Genomic DNA, 17992 nt, shown 5'->3' with positions numbered 1-17992 from the left:
GAACGCGAACTAGACCCATGCTGCAATCGAACGATCGGGAAGTGTTTTCGTTATGGCTGTTTGTACGAATTCACTTACCATGATCGTTCTTGCCTCCTTACGCAATGTTTCCCTTTTGCAGGGGGCGCAGGCACAAACCGTGCTGTCTGACATGGAAAGTATAGTATGGGGATTGACACCCTGTCAAGCAGGGATTTTTATGAAAAACCAACGCGAGGGAGAACGGCGGCGATGCCCAACTGCTCGTCACCTGCTTGTCCGAACGGCTCGGAGCGGCACGGGGCGGCGCGTAGGCAGGCGTCCCGGACCCGGCTTTCAATCTCCCGTCGTCCAAGCGGCGATGCCGCGCGAATCGAGACTCGGCTGTGATGGCCGGTGTACGGCGTTTTTTCATAACGGGCCCGATAATTTCATTTCCGAAACAATTCAATCTCATTTCTCAATTAGTCATTTTTGTCAACCAATGTTAAAATGATCCTGCATCACGCGACTCTTTTTTCCCACAAAGGTTGTGACGACAGATGACGTTTTCCTGGAAGCGAAATCTCGTCGTGCTGTGGATCGGGGTGTTTTTCTGCAGCACGGCGTACTCCATCTCCATACCGTTTCTGCCCCTCTTCCTCCACACGTCTCTCGGCGTCCATGAGCATCTGGAGGCGTGGTCGGGCATCTCGTTTGGCATTACCTTCCTGGCAAGCGCCTTGATCTCTCCCTACTGGGGCTCGCTCGCCGACAAGTACGGGCGGAAACCGATGCTGATGCGGTCAGGGTTCAGCTTGGCCGTGTTGTACTTTTTGAACTATTTCGTCACCGACCCGTACTCCTTCCTGCTGCTCCGGGTACTGCAGGGGCTGCTGGCCGGCTTTGTCCCCGCCTCCATTGCCCTGGTGGCGACGAATACGCCGGAAAAACACGTGGGCTACGCGCTCGGGGTCATGTCGACGGCCGGCGCCACCGGAGGGATCGTCGGACCGCTCGTGGGCGGCTTTGTGAGCCATTTGTGGGGCAGCCGGGAAGCGTTTCTCTTCTCCGGGTACGTCGTGCTGGTGGCGGCGCTGATTGCCACGTTTTTCGCCAAGGAGACGAACGTCAACCGCTCCGCTGCGCGCTCAAACGTACGGGAGGACCTGCGCACCGCCCTGGGAAACCGCCCGTTTATGGCCGTTTTGGGATTGGCGATGATCGTTACCGTTTCGGTCATGCTGCTGGAACCGCTGCTGACCGTGTACGTCCTGCAGCTCGGGGCGTCCCAGCAGGATGCGTCGCTCAGCTCGGGCATCATTTTTTCCGCCGTGGGCATCGCCACGGTGCTGGCCGCGCCTCGATGGGGAGCGGCGGGGACCAGGCTCGGTTACACCAAGGTGTTGTTCATCGGCCTGTTGGGCGGCGCCATCGGCAATCTGCTGCAGTTCTTCTTTACCCATTTGTACGGCTTCGGCATGTTGCGGTTCGTGTACGGGCTGTTCTTCGCGGCCGTCTATCCGTCGATCAACGCGATGATCGTCAACGTAACCGCACCGGAGTTTCGCGGCAGAGCGTTCAGCCTCAATCAGTCGGTCACGCAGTTGGCCACCATGATCGGCCCCGTGCTGGGCGGCTTTTTGGGCGGACTGATTCCGATCCGCGCGGTGTTTCTCATCAATGGCGCGGCGCTGCTGGTCACTGCCGCATTGGTCAAATCAGGCAAACTGATCGAGAACCCCCGCGGACAGGAGCAGCGCCTCTCCGAAGGGCACGCCACCCTCAAGGGGTAAAGCCGCGAACGACGCGTCATCCGATGGAAACGTACAGACATACCCGAAGTGGACCATGCCCGCGCCGCTGAACTGGTGTACGCAAGAGCTGAACTGATGAACGCAAAAAGAGGGGAAACTCCCCCTCTTTTTTTCATTCGTTATAGGACGTTAGCGGGTGGCCGCCGGCTGCGGGAAAGTGCTCTGCGCCGTGAAAAACTCCTGGTAGAGCGCCAGAACCGCCTTGTCGGCATCGGCCGCCTTGACGCCAAAGATCATGCTCACTTCGGACGATCCCTGATTGATCATCTCCAGGTTGACCCTCGCGTTTGCCAGGGCGGCGGTGGCTCTGGCGCACACCCCGACGGAACGCCTCATCCCCTCTCCGACGATCATGACCAGGGCCAGATTTCGTTCGACGGAGACTTCATCCACATGCAGTTCGTCCATGATCCGCTTGATGACCCGCGACTCCGTCTTCTCGTCAAAGAATCGTTCCCGCAAAATGACGGAGATGTTGTCAATGCCGGACGGCGTGTGTTCGTACGAGATGCCTTCCTCCTCCAGGATTTGCAGCAGTCTGCGGCCAAAGCCGATCTCCCGGTTCATCAGGTATTTGCTCACGTAGATGCTGCAAAAGCCTTTGTCGCTGGCGATGCCGGCCACCGGCGCGTCTTTCGTTTCCCTGCCCGACACGATCTTGGTCCCCGGCGCGGCGGGATTGTTCGTATTTTTGATGCAGACCGGAATGCCTGCGCGGAATGCGGGCAGCAGCGCCTCTTCGTGGAAGACGGTAAAGCCGGAATAGGCCAGCTCGCGCATTTCCCGATAGGTGATGACGCGGATTTCTTTCGGATTGGCGATCAGGTTGGGGTTTACCGCGTAGACCGAATCCACGTCGGTAAAGTTCTCGTACAGGTCAGCCTTCACGGCGGCGGCCAGGATGGAACCCGTTATGTCCGAACCGCCCCGGGAAAACGTGACAAGAACCCCGTCCGGCGTATACCCAAAGAAACCGGGAAACACGACGATGCCCTGCCGCTGGCGCAAAGACTGCAGCCGGTCGTATGCCTCGGGGAGCACCTGGGCGTTGCCGGCCTCATCCGTCACGTACAGCCCGGCTTCCCGGGGATTGACGTACTCCGCCTGCTCGCCAAGCTGGCGCAGATACGCCGCAACCAGCTTGGCGCAGGTGTCTTCCCCGGCCGCTTTGACGGCGTCCACAAAGCGGTCGGGCTGATCGGCGGGCGTCGCGGCAAGGCTCTCCTCCAGCTCGGCGACGATCTCCCGGGAGAGATGTGCAGGCAGCTCCAATCCCTCCATGATCTCCACAAACCGGTTGATGACGGCCTGCTTTTCGCTTGCCGCTTCGCCTTCGTTCAGGCGGCGTTGGGCATAGGCGATCAACAGGTCCGTCACTTTCGTGTCCGATGGATGCCGTTTTCCCGGCGCCGAGACGACAACGATCCGCCGCTCCTTGTCCGCTCTCACAATCTGGCACACTTTCCTGATCTGCTCGGCATTGGCCAGCGAAGTTCCCCCGAATTTTGCAACCTTCATCTCCTGATCCTCCTATCCCGCATGAGAGGTGATCTCTCCTGGTTCTCTCTTTTTTTCGCGCATGTCGTGTTTCCGCGGTCCCGACCCCGGCCGTGAAAGAGGAAGCCTCCCTCCCGGCATTGCGCGGTAGCGGCAGATGCCGCGGCCGGACGAATGGCCCCGATGTCTTCTCTTAGATTACGCGATTTACGTGAAAAAGACAACTGTCTATTCCAGGCGGACAAAACGAAACGTTACTCGACCGCAAACGAAAACGCTTGCCGTAACAGCAAGCGTTCCCGGGGACGGTTACTCTCCTTTCGGCACCTCACATGCTGCTTTCCACTCCCCCGCAATCTCGTACAGCAGCCGGTCGACGGTTACGTCAATGCGCTTGGAGGCCTGCACGAATTTCGCGTCCAGAAACATGTCGAAGGTGCCCTCGCTGCTGCTGCCTCTCTGCCCGTATTCACCGGGCTCGCCCCGCTCGTTTGTCGCCGTCACCGTCAGCGGCAGTTTCCGATTGATTCCCATTTCTGCGTCGTTTGGAGTTTCGGGAATCAGATGAAGACGGGGTACCTTTCCCGCTTCTTTGTCCTCATAGCGAACGGAAAAGGAAATGCCCCTGTCGTCGTAGTACAGTTCATCCAGATAAATATCGGTGTTTTTAATCGTGGCGATGTGCTGCCCTACTTTTTCACGGTAGGAGTCTGTTTCGTTTTTCACGTGGCGGCTGTATGTTCCGGAATCAAACGAAAAGCGGATCCGGTCGTCTCCCGCGAGCCAGAGAGAATGCAGCGTAAGCTCCAGCTTTGCCGGCTGTTTGTCAAACGGTTCAAATTCGACGTAATGCCGCCCGTTTGGCCCCGCTTCGATCCGACTCAGGTTGGAGTCACGCACCTCTCCCTTGTCGGAACGAAGGGTAAAGGACAGATGGTTCAACTGCTCGCTCCGATCCGGGGAGCGGAAGCGAAAGTACAGCCGGTTGACTGTCGTGCCCAGTTCCAAGGACTCCAGCACGATCGTGCGGTCCATCGGGCGCAGTTCCTGCTTCAACGGTACCGATACCGTCACCTCCTGGCGAACGTCAAAACGGATCGGGAGGGTGACGTCGGGCAGCGGAATGGTTTGTCCGCCGATGCTCACGGACACATCCCGCAGCACGATCTCGTCGACCTGGGGCAAAACGTCGGACATCCCATCCTTGTACAGCGGGTTGGTGGTCGCCCGATTGTAAAACCGCCCGTTGTGAATGACACCTTCATTCGGCATCCAGTTCAAGGTATAGAGCGGATGGTCCGGTCCTCCCGGTTTGTCCCCCGGCAGTCCCATCTGAAACGAGACAATCGGTACCTCTCTCTCGTTGGGAACAGCGCCCAGAAATCCGGAGGGCACATCGATACTGGTAAAGAAAAAGACATGTTTGCTGTTGTACCAGATCTCGTCGATCGACAACGTGCGGCCGGTTCCGGGAACGTGGATCTTGGTGTCAAAGGTGCGGACGAGATGCAATTCTTCCGCCCGTTTCAGCCCAGGGGTCTTCGCATATTGATACTGCTTTACTTCCTCCCAACTGTCGACTTTGATCACCTTCTGATCGCCTGGTTGGTCCCATCGCTTCACCGCAAACAGGACAAGAAGCAGAACGACCAGAAGGATGACCCCTGTTCGTCTGTTACCGTTCACCTTTCACATTCCCCCCTGGGTTGCAACGAACATGCTCAGCGTCTTTTCGCAAACCAACCATATTATACCAACGGAAACGGGACCGATCCATATGGGAACCCTAAGAAAAAGCCCGACTCGACAAGCGAATCGGGCCTCTTCCCATATCATAACAGGGTTTACTTGCCGTACCCCAGACCGTGACCGAACGGGTACAGGGTGCCTCCTTTCCCGTCCGGAATGGTGACCGGCAGTGTTCCCGTCGGCTTGTTTTGGCCGAACATCGTGTCCGCCGCCGCTTGAAAGCTCGCGGTGCGGAAGCCGTATTGAGCCAGGTAGGCATCCGCTTCCGGGTACGCCATGATATCGTACGGATTGCGGATGCCGACGCCGATCACGGGTTTGTCCGCTTGCTGGCTGATCTCCCGATACAGTTTCATCAGCGGGTTGTCCGGGGATCGTCCTTTTACGTCGAACGTGTAGGAGCCGATGATCACGGCGTCCGCCGCTTCCACCTGCTTTCGCTGTTCGTCGGAAAGGGTGTCGTTTGCCACCTTGATCGTGACGGTGTTGGCATGATGCTTCCTGACGGCATCGGCCAGGCTGTCGATGTACGTGGTCCCCACCACCGCGATGCTCGCGCCCTCGTCCATGTTGAGCGGCAGCACCCCGTCGTTCTTGACCAGGGTCACGGAACGAGCCGCCGCTTCCGCTTCCACCCGCTTGTGCTCCGCCGAGCCGACCACCGCGAGGGCACGGGCGATCTGGTCGTTTACATCAGCGGGCTGCTCGGCTTTCACAATTCCCCGTTTTACTTTCAAGGTGAAAATCCGCCGGACGGACTGGTCGATCCGCTTTTCGCTGATCGTGCCGTCGCGGACGGCTTTTAGGACGCCGTTGGTTACTTCTTCCAGGCCGATCGGCATCAACACGATGTCCACGCCCGCCTGCACGGCGCGGATGGCCGCGTCCACCGGACCAAAGTGGTCAGCGATCGCCTGCATGTTCATCGCGTCGGTGGAGACTACGCCGTCAAAGCCCAGCTCGTCGCGGATCAGCCCGGTGATCACTTTGGGCGACAGGGTGGCGGGCAGTGATATTTCCGTTCCGTCTTTGCGGGAGACGGCTTTGGTGTCGTCGATCTTCGGAAAGGTGACATGTGCCGTCATGATCGCGTCCACGCCCGCCGCCATCGCCTGCTTGAACGGGTACAGCTCCACGTTCATCAGCCGTTCCTTGTCGTGGGGAACCTCCGGCAGTCCCAAGTGGGAATCGACAGCCGTGTCGCCGTGGCCGGGGAAGTGTTTGGCCGTGGCGGCGACGCCGTTTTGCTGCAGCCCTTTGATGTAGGCGACACCCAGGTCGGCCACGAGCTTGGGATCTTCACCGAACGACCTCACGCCGATCACCGGATTGTCCGGGTTGTTGTTGACGTCCATGACCGGAGCGAAGTTGGTGTTGATGCCCAGGGCGGCAAGCTCCCTGCCGATGACGCTGCCCACCTGATAGGCCAGTTCCGTGGAACGGGCGGCACCGAGGGCCATGTTCCCCGGCGTGTCGGTGCCCTGCTGCAGACGGGTCACGATGCCTCCCTCCTGGTCGATCGTCACGAGCAGCCCGAATTTTTCCGCCGCCTGCTGGTAGTCGTGGACAAGGCGCACCGTTTGCGCGGTGTCCACCACGTTTTCCCGGAACAGAATGACGCCGCCGATGTGGTACTTCTTCACCAACGTCTCGATTTCCGGCAGCATGCGGGTCACGTCTGCGCCGTTCCACTTGCGGAAGTCGGGCATCATCATCTGGCCCACTTTTTCTTCCAGTGTCATGCCGGCGATCGCTTTGCCGATGACGTCGTACCGCTTTCCTTTCTGCTTGACGACCTGTACCTGCGGCTCCCCTTTTTCCTTGTAGTCGAGGGCGATGCGGTCCTCGAATCTGCCGTCGGTAACGGAGATGAAGGTTCTGCCGTTGTGGCCGGCAAACGTGACGGTGCCCTGTGCGTCGACAGCAGCCACGTTTTTGTTGGAGGACTGCCACCTCAAATGCTGCGTAGTCTGCTCAAAATGGCCGTCCGCGTACAGATGCAGCGCCTGAAGCCGCAGCGTCTTGCCCGACACGACCGCTTCCGCCTCGGGGATGTTCAGGCTGATGATCAAATCGGTGGCGCCGGCCTTGTCCGCCGCTGTCGCAGGCGCCGCTGAAGTCGCAGGCGCCGCGCCTGCGGTAACCATTGCCTGGCAGAACAGCAGCACCAACGCAAAGAAAGATGCCAGTCCTGTACGTTTTTTGTGATCCACGATTATCTCCCCCTGTTTTTGCCTTCGTACGACCAGCCTTGCGGGTTCCAGACGGCCTTCACCGGCTTGCCGGACGGGCCGGCAATGGACGGGTGCTGCACATACCAGCCACGGCCGTTCACGCTGGGATCGGTGGCGTAGCGGAACCGGACCTGTTCCGTACCCGCGGGAAGCTGCCACGTGACCGTCTGCCAGTCGCCTTCGCCGGTAAGCGCGCTCCCCACTTCCGTCCAATGCTCGCCGTCCGCTGACGCTTCCACATGGCCGTAGTCGCTCTCGTTTTCGATCCGGTACCAGGTGTCAAACGTCAGGGTTCCCCCTTCCGGCAGATCGGTCTTTGCCGTCAATGTGTTGTCCAGCTCGTCGCCTGTACCTGCAAACCAGGCCCCTTCCTTGCCGGGCAGGTCCACCGGTATCGCCAGCGCCGCCAGCCGGGCGACTCCCCGGCGAACCGGGTTGGTGGAGACGGTGTTGCGGGTGGGATGGACGCGGTTGGTCAGCACGATGCAGATCGTTTCGTTGTTGGGACTGACGACCATCGACGTGCCGGTGTAGCCGGTATGCCCCATGGTCCGGCTGTCGCCCAGCGCGTCCATGTACCAGCCCTGGTTCAGCTCCCAGCCGAGTCCGTGGTCGTCGCCGGGGAACTTCGGAATCTGGTTTTCCGTCATCAGCTCCACCGATTTTTTGGACAAAATCCGCTTTCCGCCGTAGGTGCCGCCGTTGAGCATCATCTGCGCAAAGACAGCCAGATCGCGGGCGGTGCTGAACACCCCGGCGTGCCCGGCGACGCCGTCCAGCGCCCAGGCGTTTTCGTCATGGACCTGTCCCCAGACCAGTTCCCGGTTTGTCCAGGGCTGGTACTCCGTCGCCGCCGTCCGTTTCTTCAGGCTCTCGGGCGGATTGTACATCGTATCCGTCATGCGCAGGGGCTTCGTGATGTGATCGCGGACGTATTCGTCCAGGCGCTGGCCGCTCAGCTTCTCCACCAACGCCCCCAGCGTGATCAGGTTGAGATCGCTGTAGACGTACGCGCTGCCCGGCTTGTTGACAAGAGGATGGCGAAAGACGAACTCCAGCCGCTCTTCCCGGCTGTTCCCCATCGTGTACAGGGGAATGAACGGTTCAAATCCGGAGGTATGGGTCAAGAGCTGTCGGATGGTCACCGTGTCCTTGCCGTTTTCCGCAAATGCCGGGATGTACCTGGCCACCGGATCATCCAGTTGGAACAGCCCTTGTTCATGGAGCTGCATGACGGCGGTGGAGGTGAACAGCTTGCTGATCGACGCCAGGTCAAAGAGGGTGTCCGTCCGCATCGCGACCGGCTGGTCCAGCAAGGTCCCCCCGTCGTCGGCGTAGCGGGCGGCATGGCCATACGCCTGTTCCTTGACAATCACCCCGCGTCTGGCGATGAGCACGACCGCGCCCGGCATCACGCCGTCGTGGATCGCCGACTCGATGAACGAGTCGATTTCTCCCAACGGCGCAGGCGTCATCCCTGCGGCTGCAGGCGTTCCCGGATGCAGGCTGCCGGAGGACCGGCCGGGTTTGTCCCAGGGATGGGACAGCGGGTGCTTGACAGGCTTCGTCTTTTTTTCCTGCGCTTCCATTGCCGACGACTCGCCGTCGCCGTGTTTGGCCGCGACTGTCGGCAGAAAGACCGCTCCCCATGACAAGCAGACGCAGAGTCCAATCATTGCGGCGCGTTGGTTCATTCTCTTCTCCTCCCTAGTGGTAGAGCAGATAGGACTTGCGCAGTTTCTTGAATGCTTCCAATTCCTCCTGCCACGCTTTGACGATCGCGTCGACAGGCGTGCCCGCGTCCATCGCCTTGCGGACCTTGTCCGATCCTGTCAGCTTGTCGATCCAATTGTCGGTTCTCCAGGCGAAGTCGTCCGGATACAGGGCTTTTACTTCCGCGATGATGGAGAGGGCTGTGTGAACAGGGTCGTACTTGTCCCGGTCGGTCACGTATACCTGCAGCCCGCCGACATTCTTGCCCGCGTGCTTGGAAAACGTCGGATTGAAATACGCCTCGCGGAAGCTGACACCGGGCAGACGGAGCGCATTCATCCGGTCGGCCAGCTCCCATGCCTTGATGTACGGCGCGCCGATCAGTTCAAACGGCCGCGTCGTTCCCCGGCCTTCGGAGAGGTTGGTCGCTTCGAACAGACAGTTTCCCGGATAGACCGCCGCCGTCTCCACAGTCGGCATGTTGGGGGAAGGCAAAACCCAGGGAAGGCCCGTTTCGTCATACCACATGTCCCGCTTCCAACCTTTCATCTTCACGACCGTGAGATCCGCCTTTTTCCCGATCTCCTTTTTCAGATACCGTTCGTTAAACAGCATGGCCAGTTCCCCCACGGTCATACCGTGGCGGATGGGGATGGGATAGATCCCGACAAACGATTCGTAACCGGGCTCGAGTACAGGTCCCTCCACTTTTTCCCCGCCGATCGGGTTGGGCCTGTCCAGCACGATGAACGGCTTGTTCTCCAATGCCGCCGCTTTCATCGCGTACGCCATGGTCGATATGTACGTGTAGAATCGGGAGCCGACGTCCTGGATGTCAAACAGGACGACATCCACATCCCGAAACAGCGGCGCGATCTCTTCCGGCGACTTGTCGTACAGATTGTAAAACGGCAGCCCCGTTTTCGGGTCTTCGTAGGTGCCGGGCGCCGAACCGGCCTGTTCCGTCCCGCGAATGCCGTGCTCCGGCCCGTAGACGGCCACCAGGTTCACCTTTTTGGCCAGCAGGGCATCGACGTCGTGCGTCAGGTTGCTGGTGACGCCGGTCGGATTGGTGATCAGCCCCACTTTTTTTCCTTTTACCAGCTCCGGATTGTCAAGCAGCACCTCGATGCCCGTCTGGACGCTGCGGCCGTTCGGCTTTTCCTTGGCAAATCCGGGGGCGGCCGCTCCCGCCACGGTCATGGTGCCCAGGAGCGCCAGTGACAAAAGAAGCATCGACCAGCGGATGGGTTTCAACAGCATCACCTCATGTTTTTGAACGTAGTGCCAATCGCCTGTGAACGGATGAAGGAGCGATATTCGCTTTCACCCCGTCGCAAAACCCTCTTGATTCCTGCGTCCCCCTCTCTGTGTTGGCTTGTTTGTGTCAGAAAATTCTGTAAGTCTATCCTAATCATAAAGGCTGGCCTGTCTTTTTTCTCGGGAATTACTTCCCATATTTGTTCATTTTCGTCAAAAGTTTCCCTGTCTATGCGCCTAGTTCCTTTTGGCTAGGGTGGTTTGGGAGGGAGAAGGCTTCTGTTTCGCGGTTTCGAAACCTGCCCCCGTGTTGTCGCAGTTTCCGGCCGAGGCCGGTCTCGTCGTCGGGAACGGTAAAAAGGAGGCTGGCCGATCACCGGTTCAGCGCTCTTTGGCCGGCGTGTCAAATCGGTACCCCACTCCGTATACGGTTTTTATGTATTCCGGACGCTTGGGATCGTCTTCCAGTTTGTGGCGTAGATTTTTCACGTGGGTGTCGATGGTCCGGTCGTACCCGTCAAAATCCATTCCCAGCACCTCCTCGACCAGCTCCTCGCGTGTCCAGGTTCGCCCCGGATGGCGGATCAATGTGGTCAACAGCCGGTATTCACTGGGGGTCAGCTCCACGGTCACTCCCTGTTTCTGCACGCGCTTTTCCCGCAGGGAGACAACCAGGTCCCCGATCTCGATCCGATCGGTGAGCGACTGAAATTCCCCCACCCGGCGCAGGATGGCCCGAACCCGCGCGACCAGCTCCCGCGGGCTGAACGGCTTGACCAGGTAGTCGTCGGCACCGATCTCCAGTCCGGTGATCCGGTCCGATTCGCCGCTTTTGGCCGTCAGCATCAGGATCGGCACGCGGGATTCGCGGCGAATGCGGCCGCAAACCTCCTCCCCGCTGATATCGGGAAGCATCAGGTCCAGGATGATCAGGTCGAGCTGGCCGCCCGCAGCCAGCTCCAGCGCGTCATTGCCATTCGTGGCGGTGATCACGTGATAGCCGTCTTTTTGCAGATAGGACGAGAGAATGTCCACAATCTGCGGTTCATCGTCCACGATCAGGATGGTCGCCATGACGTTTTCCTCCATCGGATGGTTTGTGGTGAGCTTTTCACAGCCGACGCGCCCCAGAGGGCGGTGCCCCGGGACGCGCTCGGAGATTCAATGGGGGTTGTTGCCGACAGTGGAATCTTCCACGAATTTCGGTGATCCTTCGTAGTGCACGGTGGAGACCATGCCGGCTGCCGCGTGGTGCAGATCGTGGCAGTGGAACATCCACTCGCCGGGATTGTCCGCTGCGAACGCCACCACGTACGATTCGCCCGGTTTCACATTCAGCGTATCCTTCATCAGCGGGGCACCGGACAGAGGCGTTCCGTTTCTGCTGAGCACCTGGAAAAAGTGGCCGTGCAGGTGCATCGGATGATCGGAAGAGCCCTTGTTGACCAGTGTCACTTTTACCTTGTCCCCCTGTTTTACCTGGAGCGGCTTGATGTCCGGATAGGTCCGGCCGTTGATCGTAAAGAGCGGCTCCATGCCGTCCCTGCCCATGGTTTCGCCCAGCTCCATCCGGTACTCCACATCGTACGTCATCGACAGGTCGAACGCACCGCCGCCCGCCTGGCCGTACCCGGCGATGTCGACAGGCTCCGCCTTGACGGTGTCCGCTGCGGCTTGGCTGTTGTCCTTCCCGCCTTTTACCTTGACGGGAATGACCATTTGCCTGGCCGCGTCGCTTTCGTCATGGCTCTCGATGACCCAGTCGCTGTCCGCATGGGCGACAAACTCCACGTCATACCGCTCGCCGGGAGCGATCGTGAACGGGCGGTCCTTGACCGTCGGCGGGTTCTGAATCGTCTGCCCGTCAGTGCTGACGATGGCGTACTCCTGGCCGTGCAGATGAATCACATGGCTCTGGAAGCCGGCGTTGACAAAGCGCAGGCGGACGCGTTCCCCCTTGGCTACTTCCAGCGGTTCAATCGCCGCTCCGCTTTTGCCGTTGACGGTAAAGATCGTGTACATCTCCCGCATCATCCGGTCGTGCATGGCCCCTGGCGCCATCCCTGTTCCCGGCTTCCCTTGGGCGGCAGCGCCGTTTCCATGGGTTCCGTGGGACTTGGTGCCGCCGTTCCCGCCGGCCATGCCCATGTGGCCGTGATCCACGTGGGGGACGCTCATGCTGCCGTGATTCATATTGCCGTGGCTCATGCTGGACATGTCCGCCCGGCCCGGGTCCGGCTGGCCGTGGTTCATGCCGCCGTGATCCGTGCCGCCTCCCTGGAGCGCTGCCGTGTTCCACTCGTCCAGGACCAGCGTGTAGTCGCGCTGTACCCCTTGCTCCTCTTTTTCCTCTACCACCAATGTGCCGTACAGGCCGCGGTCCACCTGGTTGGCGCTGTCCTGGTGGGAATGGTACCAGTACGTGCCGGGGACGGTCGCTTCAAACTCGTAGGTAAACGTCTCGCCCGGTCTCACCGCGTTTTGCGTAATGCCGGGGATGCCGTCCATGCCGTTGGGCACCGGATACCCGTGCCAGTGAATGCTTGTAGGCTCCGTCAGCTCGTTTTTCAGTGTGACGCGGATGACGTCGCCCACTTTTGCCCGGATCTGGCTTCCGGGGACGACGCCGTTGTACGCCCACACGCGCACCGTTTTGTCCGCGGACAACGGCCAGTCCGCTTCCTTGGCAACCAGTTCAAAGCTGCGCACGTTCCTGCCGTTTTCCTGCGTGACGACGGGCTCTGCCATGTATTGGGCATGCGCGCGTGTCCCGCTGTCGTTCCCGTTGAGAAAAACCCCCGCCGCCAGGGCGGCGAAAATGACCGCTCCGGCCGTTCCGAACATCAGTGTTCGCTTCACCGTGGATTCCTCCTTCTGCTCTGTCTCCGTTCCGATGGTAGCAAAACATCGTGAAGAGATTATGGAGACGCCCGCCTTCTTCCTGTCTCATCGTTTCCCAAAAGGGCGGCGGATAAGCAGACGAGGCCACTGCGCGGCCGACATGCTGATTGTACGCACCCAAAAAGTTGCACGGACAAAAAAAGGCCGCGCCCACATCCAGACTGGATGCAGACGCGGCCGCATGCTCCCGGAGAGCGGGATTACGGGCAGCCCGCGGACGTTCGCCGGGACGCCGACGAACCGGCAGACCAACGTGCGCCGGACTGGATGTCCCGGTCAAACACGAACACCGTGATCGCGACGTCGCTCTCGAGGTTGATGTCCGCAAACAGGGTCACCAGTTTCGCGTTGACCAGGGTTTCCAGTTTCTCGACCACCTCGGCATGTTTGTAAATGTCTTTGACCATTTTCGTTCTCGTCTCATGGATCATGCGCCGGCCCTCATTTGAATCGATCATCCACTTCTCCACGTCGGTCAAGTTGCCCTTCATCTCGGTGATGGCCCACGGGCCCACAAAGCGCGTCCGGATCTGCTGCGGGCCGCTGCCCACGTATTCCTTGCGAATCTCGCGTACGAGCATGCTGAATTCATGTTCCACACGTCTGGTCACCGAATCACCACGTTTCCGGCCGGCTCTTGCCGCTATTCTTTCAATCCTTGCCCCATGCCTTTCAACAGGTTGAGGCCGAAGCCGATCGCCCGGTTGATGTCAGGGTCCTGCAGCGCTCTGACCAGATCGAACAGGCCCACTTTGCTGTCCTGTTCGAGCCCCTCCTTGGCCTGCTGCAGCCCTTGGACCAGACTGCTGACCAGCTTTTTGGTCATGTCCGGCTCGATTTCCGACAGGGCTTCGGCCACCGCCATCGCGTTGTTGATCGAGTTGGTGACGGGCGGGCGAAGCAGTTGGCCCACGGCGATCTTGGCCACCTTTTCCTTGGCTTCGAGCAGCGACTTCAGCGCCTCCAGGATCCCGCTGTCGTGCAGTTCCTGCAGCAGTTTCAGCGCTTCGCGGATGCCTTCCGCGTGCTGCGCCGCATCCTGTTTCACCTGCTCCAGCGCCTGCGCCTGCTTCTCCGCCTCGGTGAGAACGGGTCGCACGATCTTGGTTGTCGGTTTCGCCATTATTGCCCACCTCCTGCCACATTGACGTCAGCGATGGGCTCGTAGTCGCTGCGTGCCCATTTGCGTTCCACCTGCACACCCAACTGCGGGTTGCGCTTGGCGTAGCGCGGATTGTACATCGGCAGCGGATTCTTCCCGTCCACTTTGAGGATTTCCATGCGCACCATGGTTTGTTTGTAGGCGGGTGTCCGCGTCCGAACGTCCACGGCGTTGCCGGTCAGGATGTTGATCGCGTTTTCGTGGCTGGCGGAGTGCATCGGAACAAACAGATTCTTGCCCTGTACGCGATCGGTGACCACCGCCCGCAGCTTGATCGCGCCATACGGGGACACCAGGCGGACCAGCGTGCCGTCCTTGATGCCGCGTTCGCGGGCCAGTTCCGGCGACACTTCGACGAAGACGTCCGGCAGCTTGTAGTTGATCCCTGGCGACTTTTTGGTCATGTTGCCCTCGTGGAACTGTTCCAGCAGACGGCCGTTGTTGACGACGAGGTCAAATTCCTCCGGATATTCCACCGGCGGCTCGTAATCCACCAGCGAGAAGCGCGCCCGGCCATCCGGGAAGTTGAACCGCTCCAGATAGAGCAGCGGTTCGTCTGTTCCATCCGGCTTGACCGGCCACACCAGGCTGTTCCAGCCTTCCAGGCGTTCGTAGGAGACGCCGGCGAAAATCGGCGTAAGCGAGGCGATTTCGTCCATCACTTCGCCCGGATGGCTGTAGTTCCAATCGAAGCCCATCCTCTTGGCAATTTCCTGAATGATCCACCAGTCCGGCTTGGACTCCCCAAGCGGTTCGAATACTTGATACAGGCGCTGAATACGGCGCTCTGTGTTGGTAAACGTCCCATCTTTTTCGAGAGACGGCGCAGCCGGCAGGATCACGTCGGCAAACTGGGCCGTCGTGGTGAAAAAGACGTCCTGCACGACGAAGAACTCCAGTTGGCTCAACATTTCCTGGACGTGGTTGGAGTTGGAATCCACCCAGGCCATGTCTTCGCCGATCACGTACATCGCCTTCAGCGTGCCATTTCCGATTGCCTCCACCATTTGAATGCTGGTCAGACCCGGCTCGCTGGAAATGGCGACGCCGTATGCATTTTCAAATTTTTTCCTAGCCACGTCATCTCTGACACTCTGGTAACCCGGCAGCACGTTGGGCAGCGCCCCCATGTCGCAGGTACCCTGTACGTTGTTGTGGCCGCGCAGCGGATAGGCTCCCGCGCCCGGACGGCCGAAGTTGCCGGTGATCAGGAGCAGGTTGGCGATCGCCGCGCATGTGTGCGATCCGGCGACGTTTTGCGTCACGCCCATTCCCCACAACACGCACGTGCCGTCAGCTTCGTGAATCATCGTGGCCGCTTTGACAAGCTGCTCCTGCGGGATGCCGGTCACTTCTTCCGCATAGGACAGCGTGTATTTTTCCAAGAGCTTCAGGTATTCTTCGTAGTTATTCACGCGGGCCTTGATAAAGGCTTCGTCGTGCCATCCCTGGTCGACGATGTACTTGGCCACAGCCGAAATCCAGACGAAGTCCGTCCCCTGTCTCGGGTGCAGGTACAGGTCGGAACGTTCCGCCATTTCGTGCTTGCGCAGATCGGAGACGATCAGTTTCTGGCCGTGCAGCTTTTTCGCCCGTTTGACCCGGGTTGCGAGCACCGGGTGCGCCTCCGCCGGGTTGGCCCCGACAATGATCACCAATCCGGCGGACGCGATGTCCTTGATCGTGCCGGAGTCACCGCCATAGCCCACGGTGGTCAGCAAGCCGTCCGTAGCCGGCGTCTGGCAATAACGGGCGCAGTTGTCCACATTGTTGGTTTCAAATACCTGACGGGCCAGCTTCTGCATCAGGTACGCTTCTTCGTTGGTCGTCTTGGACGAACTGATGAAGCCGAGCGCGCTGCCGCCATACGTTTGCTTGATCGCTCCCATCTTCTCGGCGATCAACGTCAGGGCCTCGTCCCAAGTTGCCGGAACGAACTCGTCCCCTTTGCGGATCAGCGGCGTGGTCAGGCGCTGGTCGCTGTTGACAAAATCCCAGCCGAACTTGCCTTTGATGCACGTGGAGATGCTGTTGACCGGCGCGTTTTCCGTCGGCTCAATTTTCAAAATCTTGCGCCCTTTCGTCCACACTTCGAACGTACAGCCCACTCCGCAGAACGTGCAAACCGTCTTGGTCTTCTTCGTACGGGTTTCGCGCATGGCCGCTTCGATCTCGGAAATGGCCATGATGCTGCCATAGCCCGGCTCCACTTCCTTGACCAGATCGATCATCGGATTGAGCAGGTCTTTGTCCAAGCCGGTCATGAATCCCGCTTCACCCAGCATCGACTTCTCCATCAGCGCGTTGCACGGACATACGGTGACGCACTGGCCGCACGAGACGCAGGACGACTCGTTGATCGGTTTGTCGTCGTCCCAGATGACCCGCGGTATATCCCGCTCCCAGTCGATGGTCAGCGTTTCGTTGACCTGCACGTCCTGACACACCTCTACGCAGCGCCCGCACAGAATGCACTGGTCGGGATCGTACCGGTAAAAGGGGTTGGACATGTCCACCTCGTACCCTTTTTCCCGGAACGGACGGCTTTGATGCTCCACGTGCAGGAGTTCCGTGGTATTGTGCACGCGGCAGTTTCCGTTGTTGTTGTCGCACACCGTACAGTACAGCATGTGGTTTTCCAGCACCCGGTCCATCGCTTCCATCTGGGCGGCGCGCGCTCGGGCGGAAGCGCTCTGGATGTTCATGCCTTCCGTGATCGTCGTGGAGCAGGCGCGCATGATCTTGCCGTCGATTTCGCACATGCAGGTGTCGCAGCTCTGTATCGGCCCCAATATCGGCGAATAACAGATGTGCGGATGTTCGATCCCGTTCTCCAGCATGTAGTCCAGGATGCGGGTGCCTTCCTTGGCCTCGTGTACCACACCGTTCAATTGAAATCTCACTGTTTTCTGTTCCATGGTTCCTCCTCTGCAGCAAAAAACCCACCATAAAACAACCCGCGCCTGCGAAGAAAGCGCTCAAGCTGTTTTATGGTGGGTTAATACTTAGCATTTTCGTACCAGTTATCAATCCCGCCATAAAAAGATGAGAAGCCAGGATGTGCCAGAAATGTGTGCATTCCCGCAAGCATCGATGTACTTCCCATCTCCATTATATCGAATTGGGGGAATATTGCAAGAAAAAACGCTTACACGCTTTCTCCTCCCGACAGGAAACCGCCGTTTTTTGGCGAATGCCATCCATGAGAAAACCGATAAAAAGGAAGGATGCCAAAATGGACTGCATTTTTTGCAAGATCGTAAAGGGAGAGCTGCCTTCGAAAAAGGTGTACGAGGACGATCACATCGTTGCATTTCACGACATCAATCCGATCGCGCCGGTGCATGTGGTGGTCATCCCGAAGAAGCACATCACCTCGCTGATGGAGATTCAGCCGGAAGACAAGGAGCTGATCGGCCACCTGCACCTGGGGCTGCAAAAGGTGGCCGAGCTGACCGGCGTGAGCCAGGACGGATTCCGCGTCGTCACCAACGTCGGCAAGCACGGCCAGCAGACCGTTTTTCACATCCACTACCACGTGCTCGGCGGCCGTCAGCTTCAGTGGACGATGTAAGCGGCCAAAGACCGTCGAGACGAAAGAAAAAGACAACGTTCGCCCTTCGCTGGTATTATCCCCTCAAGGTAGACAGTAAAAAAAGAGTTCATGATATCATGGACTCATTACTGTTGACCGGAGGGGA

The 17992-nt window shown here is 59.2% G+C and carries 12 protein-coding genes; 2 read left to right on the top strand and 10 right to left on the bottom strand.

What is annotated here, in order from left to right; all coding sequences use genetic code 11:
* Nucleotides 1-521: 521 nt before the first annotated feature.
* The gene (locus FOI68_RS20845) at nt 522-1754 is read left to right on the top strand and encodes an MFS transporter (protein WP_029099738.1); all 1233 of its coding nucleotides are present in this window, start codon (nt 522-524) and stop codon (nt 1752-1754) included.
* Nucleotides 1755-1904: 150 nt separating this feature from the next.
* Here the strand turns inward: FOI68_RS20845 and FOI68_RS20840 are convergent, their stop codons facing one another.
* From FOI68_RS20840 to fdhF, 10 genes are all read right to left on the bottom strand, one after another.
* Nucleotides 1905-3293 (bottom strand): aspartate kinase, encoded by a 1389-nt coding sequence (locus FOI68_RS20840; RefSeq protein WP_143864185.1) that lies wholly within the window; start codon nt 3291-3293, stop codon nt 1905-1907.
* Between the two features lie 288 nt (nt 3294-3581).
* Nucleotides 3582-4958 (bottom strand): hypothetical protein, encoded by a 1377-nt coding sequence (locus FOI68_RS20835; protein ID WP_143864184.1) that lies wholly within the window; start codon nt 4956-4958, stop codon nt 3582-3584.
* Nucleotides 4959-5116: 158 nt separating this feature from the next.
* Entirely contained in the window at nt 5117-7168 is a 2052-nt protein-coding gene (locus tag FOI68_RS20830) for a glycoside hydrolase family 3 protein (RefSeq protein WP_143864200.1), read from the bottom strand.
* A 68-nt stretch (nt 7169-7236) separates the two neighbouring features.
* Nucleotides 7237-8949, bottom strand: coding sequence for a serine hydrolase domain-containing protein (locus tag FOI68_RS20825; RefSeq protein ID WP_143864183.1), 1713 nt, complete (start codon nt 8947-8949; stop codon nt 7237-7239).
* Between the two features lie 13 nt (nt 8950-8962).
* Complete coding sequence (locus tag FOI68_RS20820) at nt 8963-10231, bottom strand: exo-beta-N-acetylmuramidase NamZ family protein (RefSeq protein ID WP_143864182.1); 1269 nt, start codon at nt 10229-10231, stop codon at nt 8963-8965.
* A 378-nt stretch (nt 10232-10609) separates the two neighbouring features.
* Nucleotides 10610-11302 carry a response regulator transcription factor gene (locus tag FOI68_RS20815; protein WP_143864181.1) on the bottom strand — a complete coding sequence of 231 codons (693 nt, stop codon included), beginning with the start codon at nt 11300-11302 and terminating at the stop codon, nt 10610-10612.
* A gap of 87 nt (nt 11303-11389) precedes the next feature.
* The gene (locus FOI68_RS20810; RefSeq protein WP_143864199.1) at nt 11390-13072 is read right to left on the bottom strand and encodes a multicopper oxidase family protein; all 1683 of its coding nucleotides are present in this window, start codon (nt 13070-13072) and stop codon (nt 11390-11392) included.
* 257 nt (nt 13073-13329) lie between these two features.
* The gene (locus FOI68_RS20805; protein ID WP_044899347.1) at nt 13330-13740 is read right to left on the bottom strand and encodes a Na-translocating system protein MpsC family protein; all 411 of its coding nucleotides are present in this window, start codon (nt 13738-13740) and stop codon (nt 13330-13332) included.
* A 32-nt stretch (nt 13741-13772) separates the two neighbouring features.
* Complete coding sequence (locus FOI68_RS20800; protein ID WP_044899346.1) at nt 13773-14252, bottom strand: helical membrane plugin domain-containing protein; 480 nt, start codon at nt 14250-14252, stop codon at nt 13773-13775.
* Nucleotides 14252-17209 carry a formate dehydrogenase subunit alpha gene (fdhF, locus tag FOI68_RS20795; RefSeq protein ID WP_044899345.1) on the bottom strand — a complete coding sequence of 986 codons (2958 nt, stop codon included), beginning with the start codon at nt 17207-17209 and terminating at the stop codon, nt 14252-14254. Before fdhF ends, FOI68_RS20800 begins: the two co-directional genes overlap by 1 nt.
* A 317-nt stretch (nt 17210-17526) precedes the next feature.
* Between fdhF and FOI68_RS20790 the strand changes: the two genes are divergently transcribed.
* On the top strand, nt 17527-17865 hold the full coding sequence (locus FOI68_RS20790; protein ID WP_044899344.1) for a histidine triad nucleotide-binding protein: 339 nt from the start codon (nt 17527-17529) through the stop codon (nt 17863-17865).
* Nucleotides 17866-17992: the final 127 nt, after the last annotated feature.

Source organism: Brevibacillus sp. LEMMJ03, assembly GCF_007197875.1.
GTDB lineage: Bacteria > Bacillota > Bacilli > Brevibacillales > Brevibacillaceae > Brevibacillus > Brevibacillus thermoruber.
This window is presented reverse-complemented; position numbering and strand designations above follow the sequence as displayed.

Excerpts from the sequence above, each read along its gene's own strand:
- FOI68_RS20845 (WP_029099738.1), top strand. The coding sequence starts at position 522 with ATGACGTTTTCCTGGAAGCGAAATCTCGTCGTGCTGTGGATCGGGGTG.
- FOI68_RS20840 (WP_143864185.1), bottom strand. The coding sequence starts at position 3,293 with ATGAAGGTTGCAAAATTCGGGGGAACTTCGCTGGCCAATGCCGAGCAG.
- FOI68_RS20830 (WP_143864200.1), bottom strand. The coding sequence starts at position 7,168 with ATGGTTACCGCAGGCGCGGCGCCTGCGACTTCAGCGGCGCCTGCGACA.
- FOI68_RS20825 (WP_143864183.1), bottom strand. The coding sequence starts at position 8,949 with ATGAACCAACGCGCCGCAATGATTGGACTCTGCGTCTGCTTGTCATGG.
- FOI68_RS20820 (WP_143864182.1), bottom strand. The coding sequence starts at position 10,231 with ATGCTGTTGAAACCCATCCGCTGGTCGATGCTTCTTTTGTCACTGGCG.
- FOI68_RS20815 (WP_143864181.1), bottom strand. The coding sequence starts at position 11,302 with ATGGCGACCATCCTGATCGTGGACGATGAACCGCAGATTGTGGACATT.
- FOI68_RS20810 (WP_143864199.1), bottom strand. The coding sequence starts at position 13,072 with ATGTTCGGAACGGCCGGAGCGGTCATTTTCGCCGCCCTGGCGGCGGGG.
- FOI68_RS20800 (WP_044899346.1), bottom strand. The coding sequence starts at position 14,252 with ATGGCGAAACCGACAACCAAGATCGTGCGACCCGTTCTCACCGAGGCG.
- fdhF (WP_044899345.1), bottom strand. The coding sequence starts at position 17,209 with ATGGAACAGAAAACAGTGAGATTTCAATTGAACGGTGTGGTACACGAG.
- FOI68_RS20790 (WP_044899344.1), top strand. The coding sequence starts at position 17,527 with ATGGACTGCATTTTTTGCAAGATCGTAAAGGGAGAGCTGCCTTCGAAA.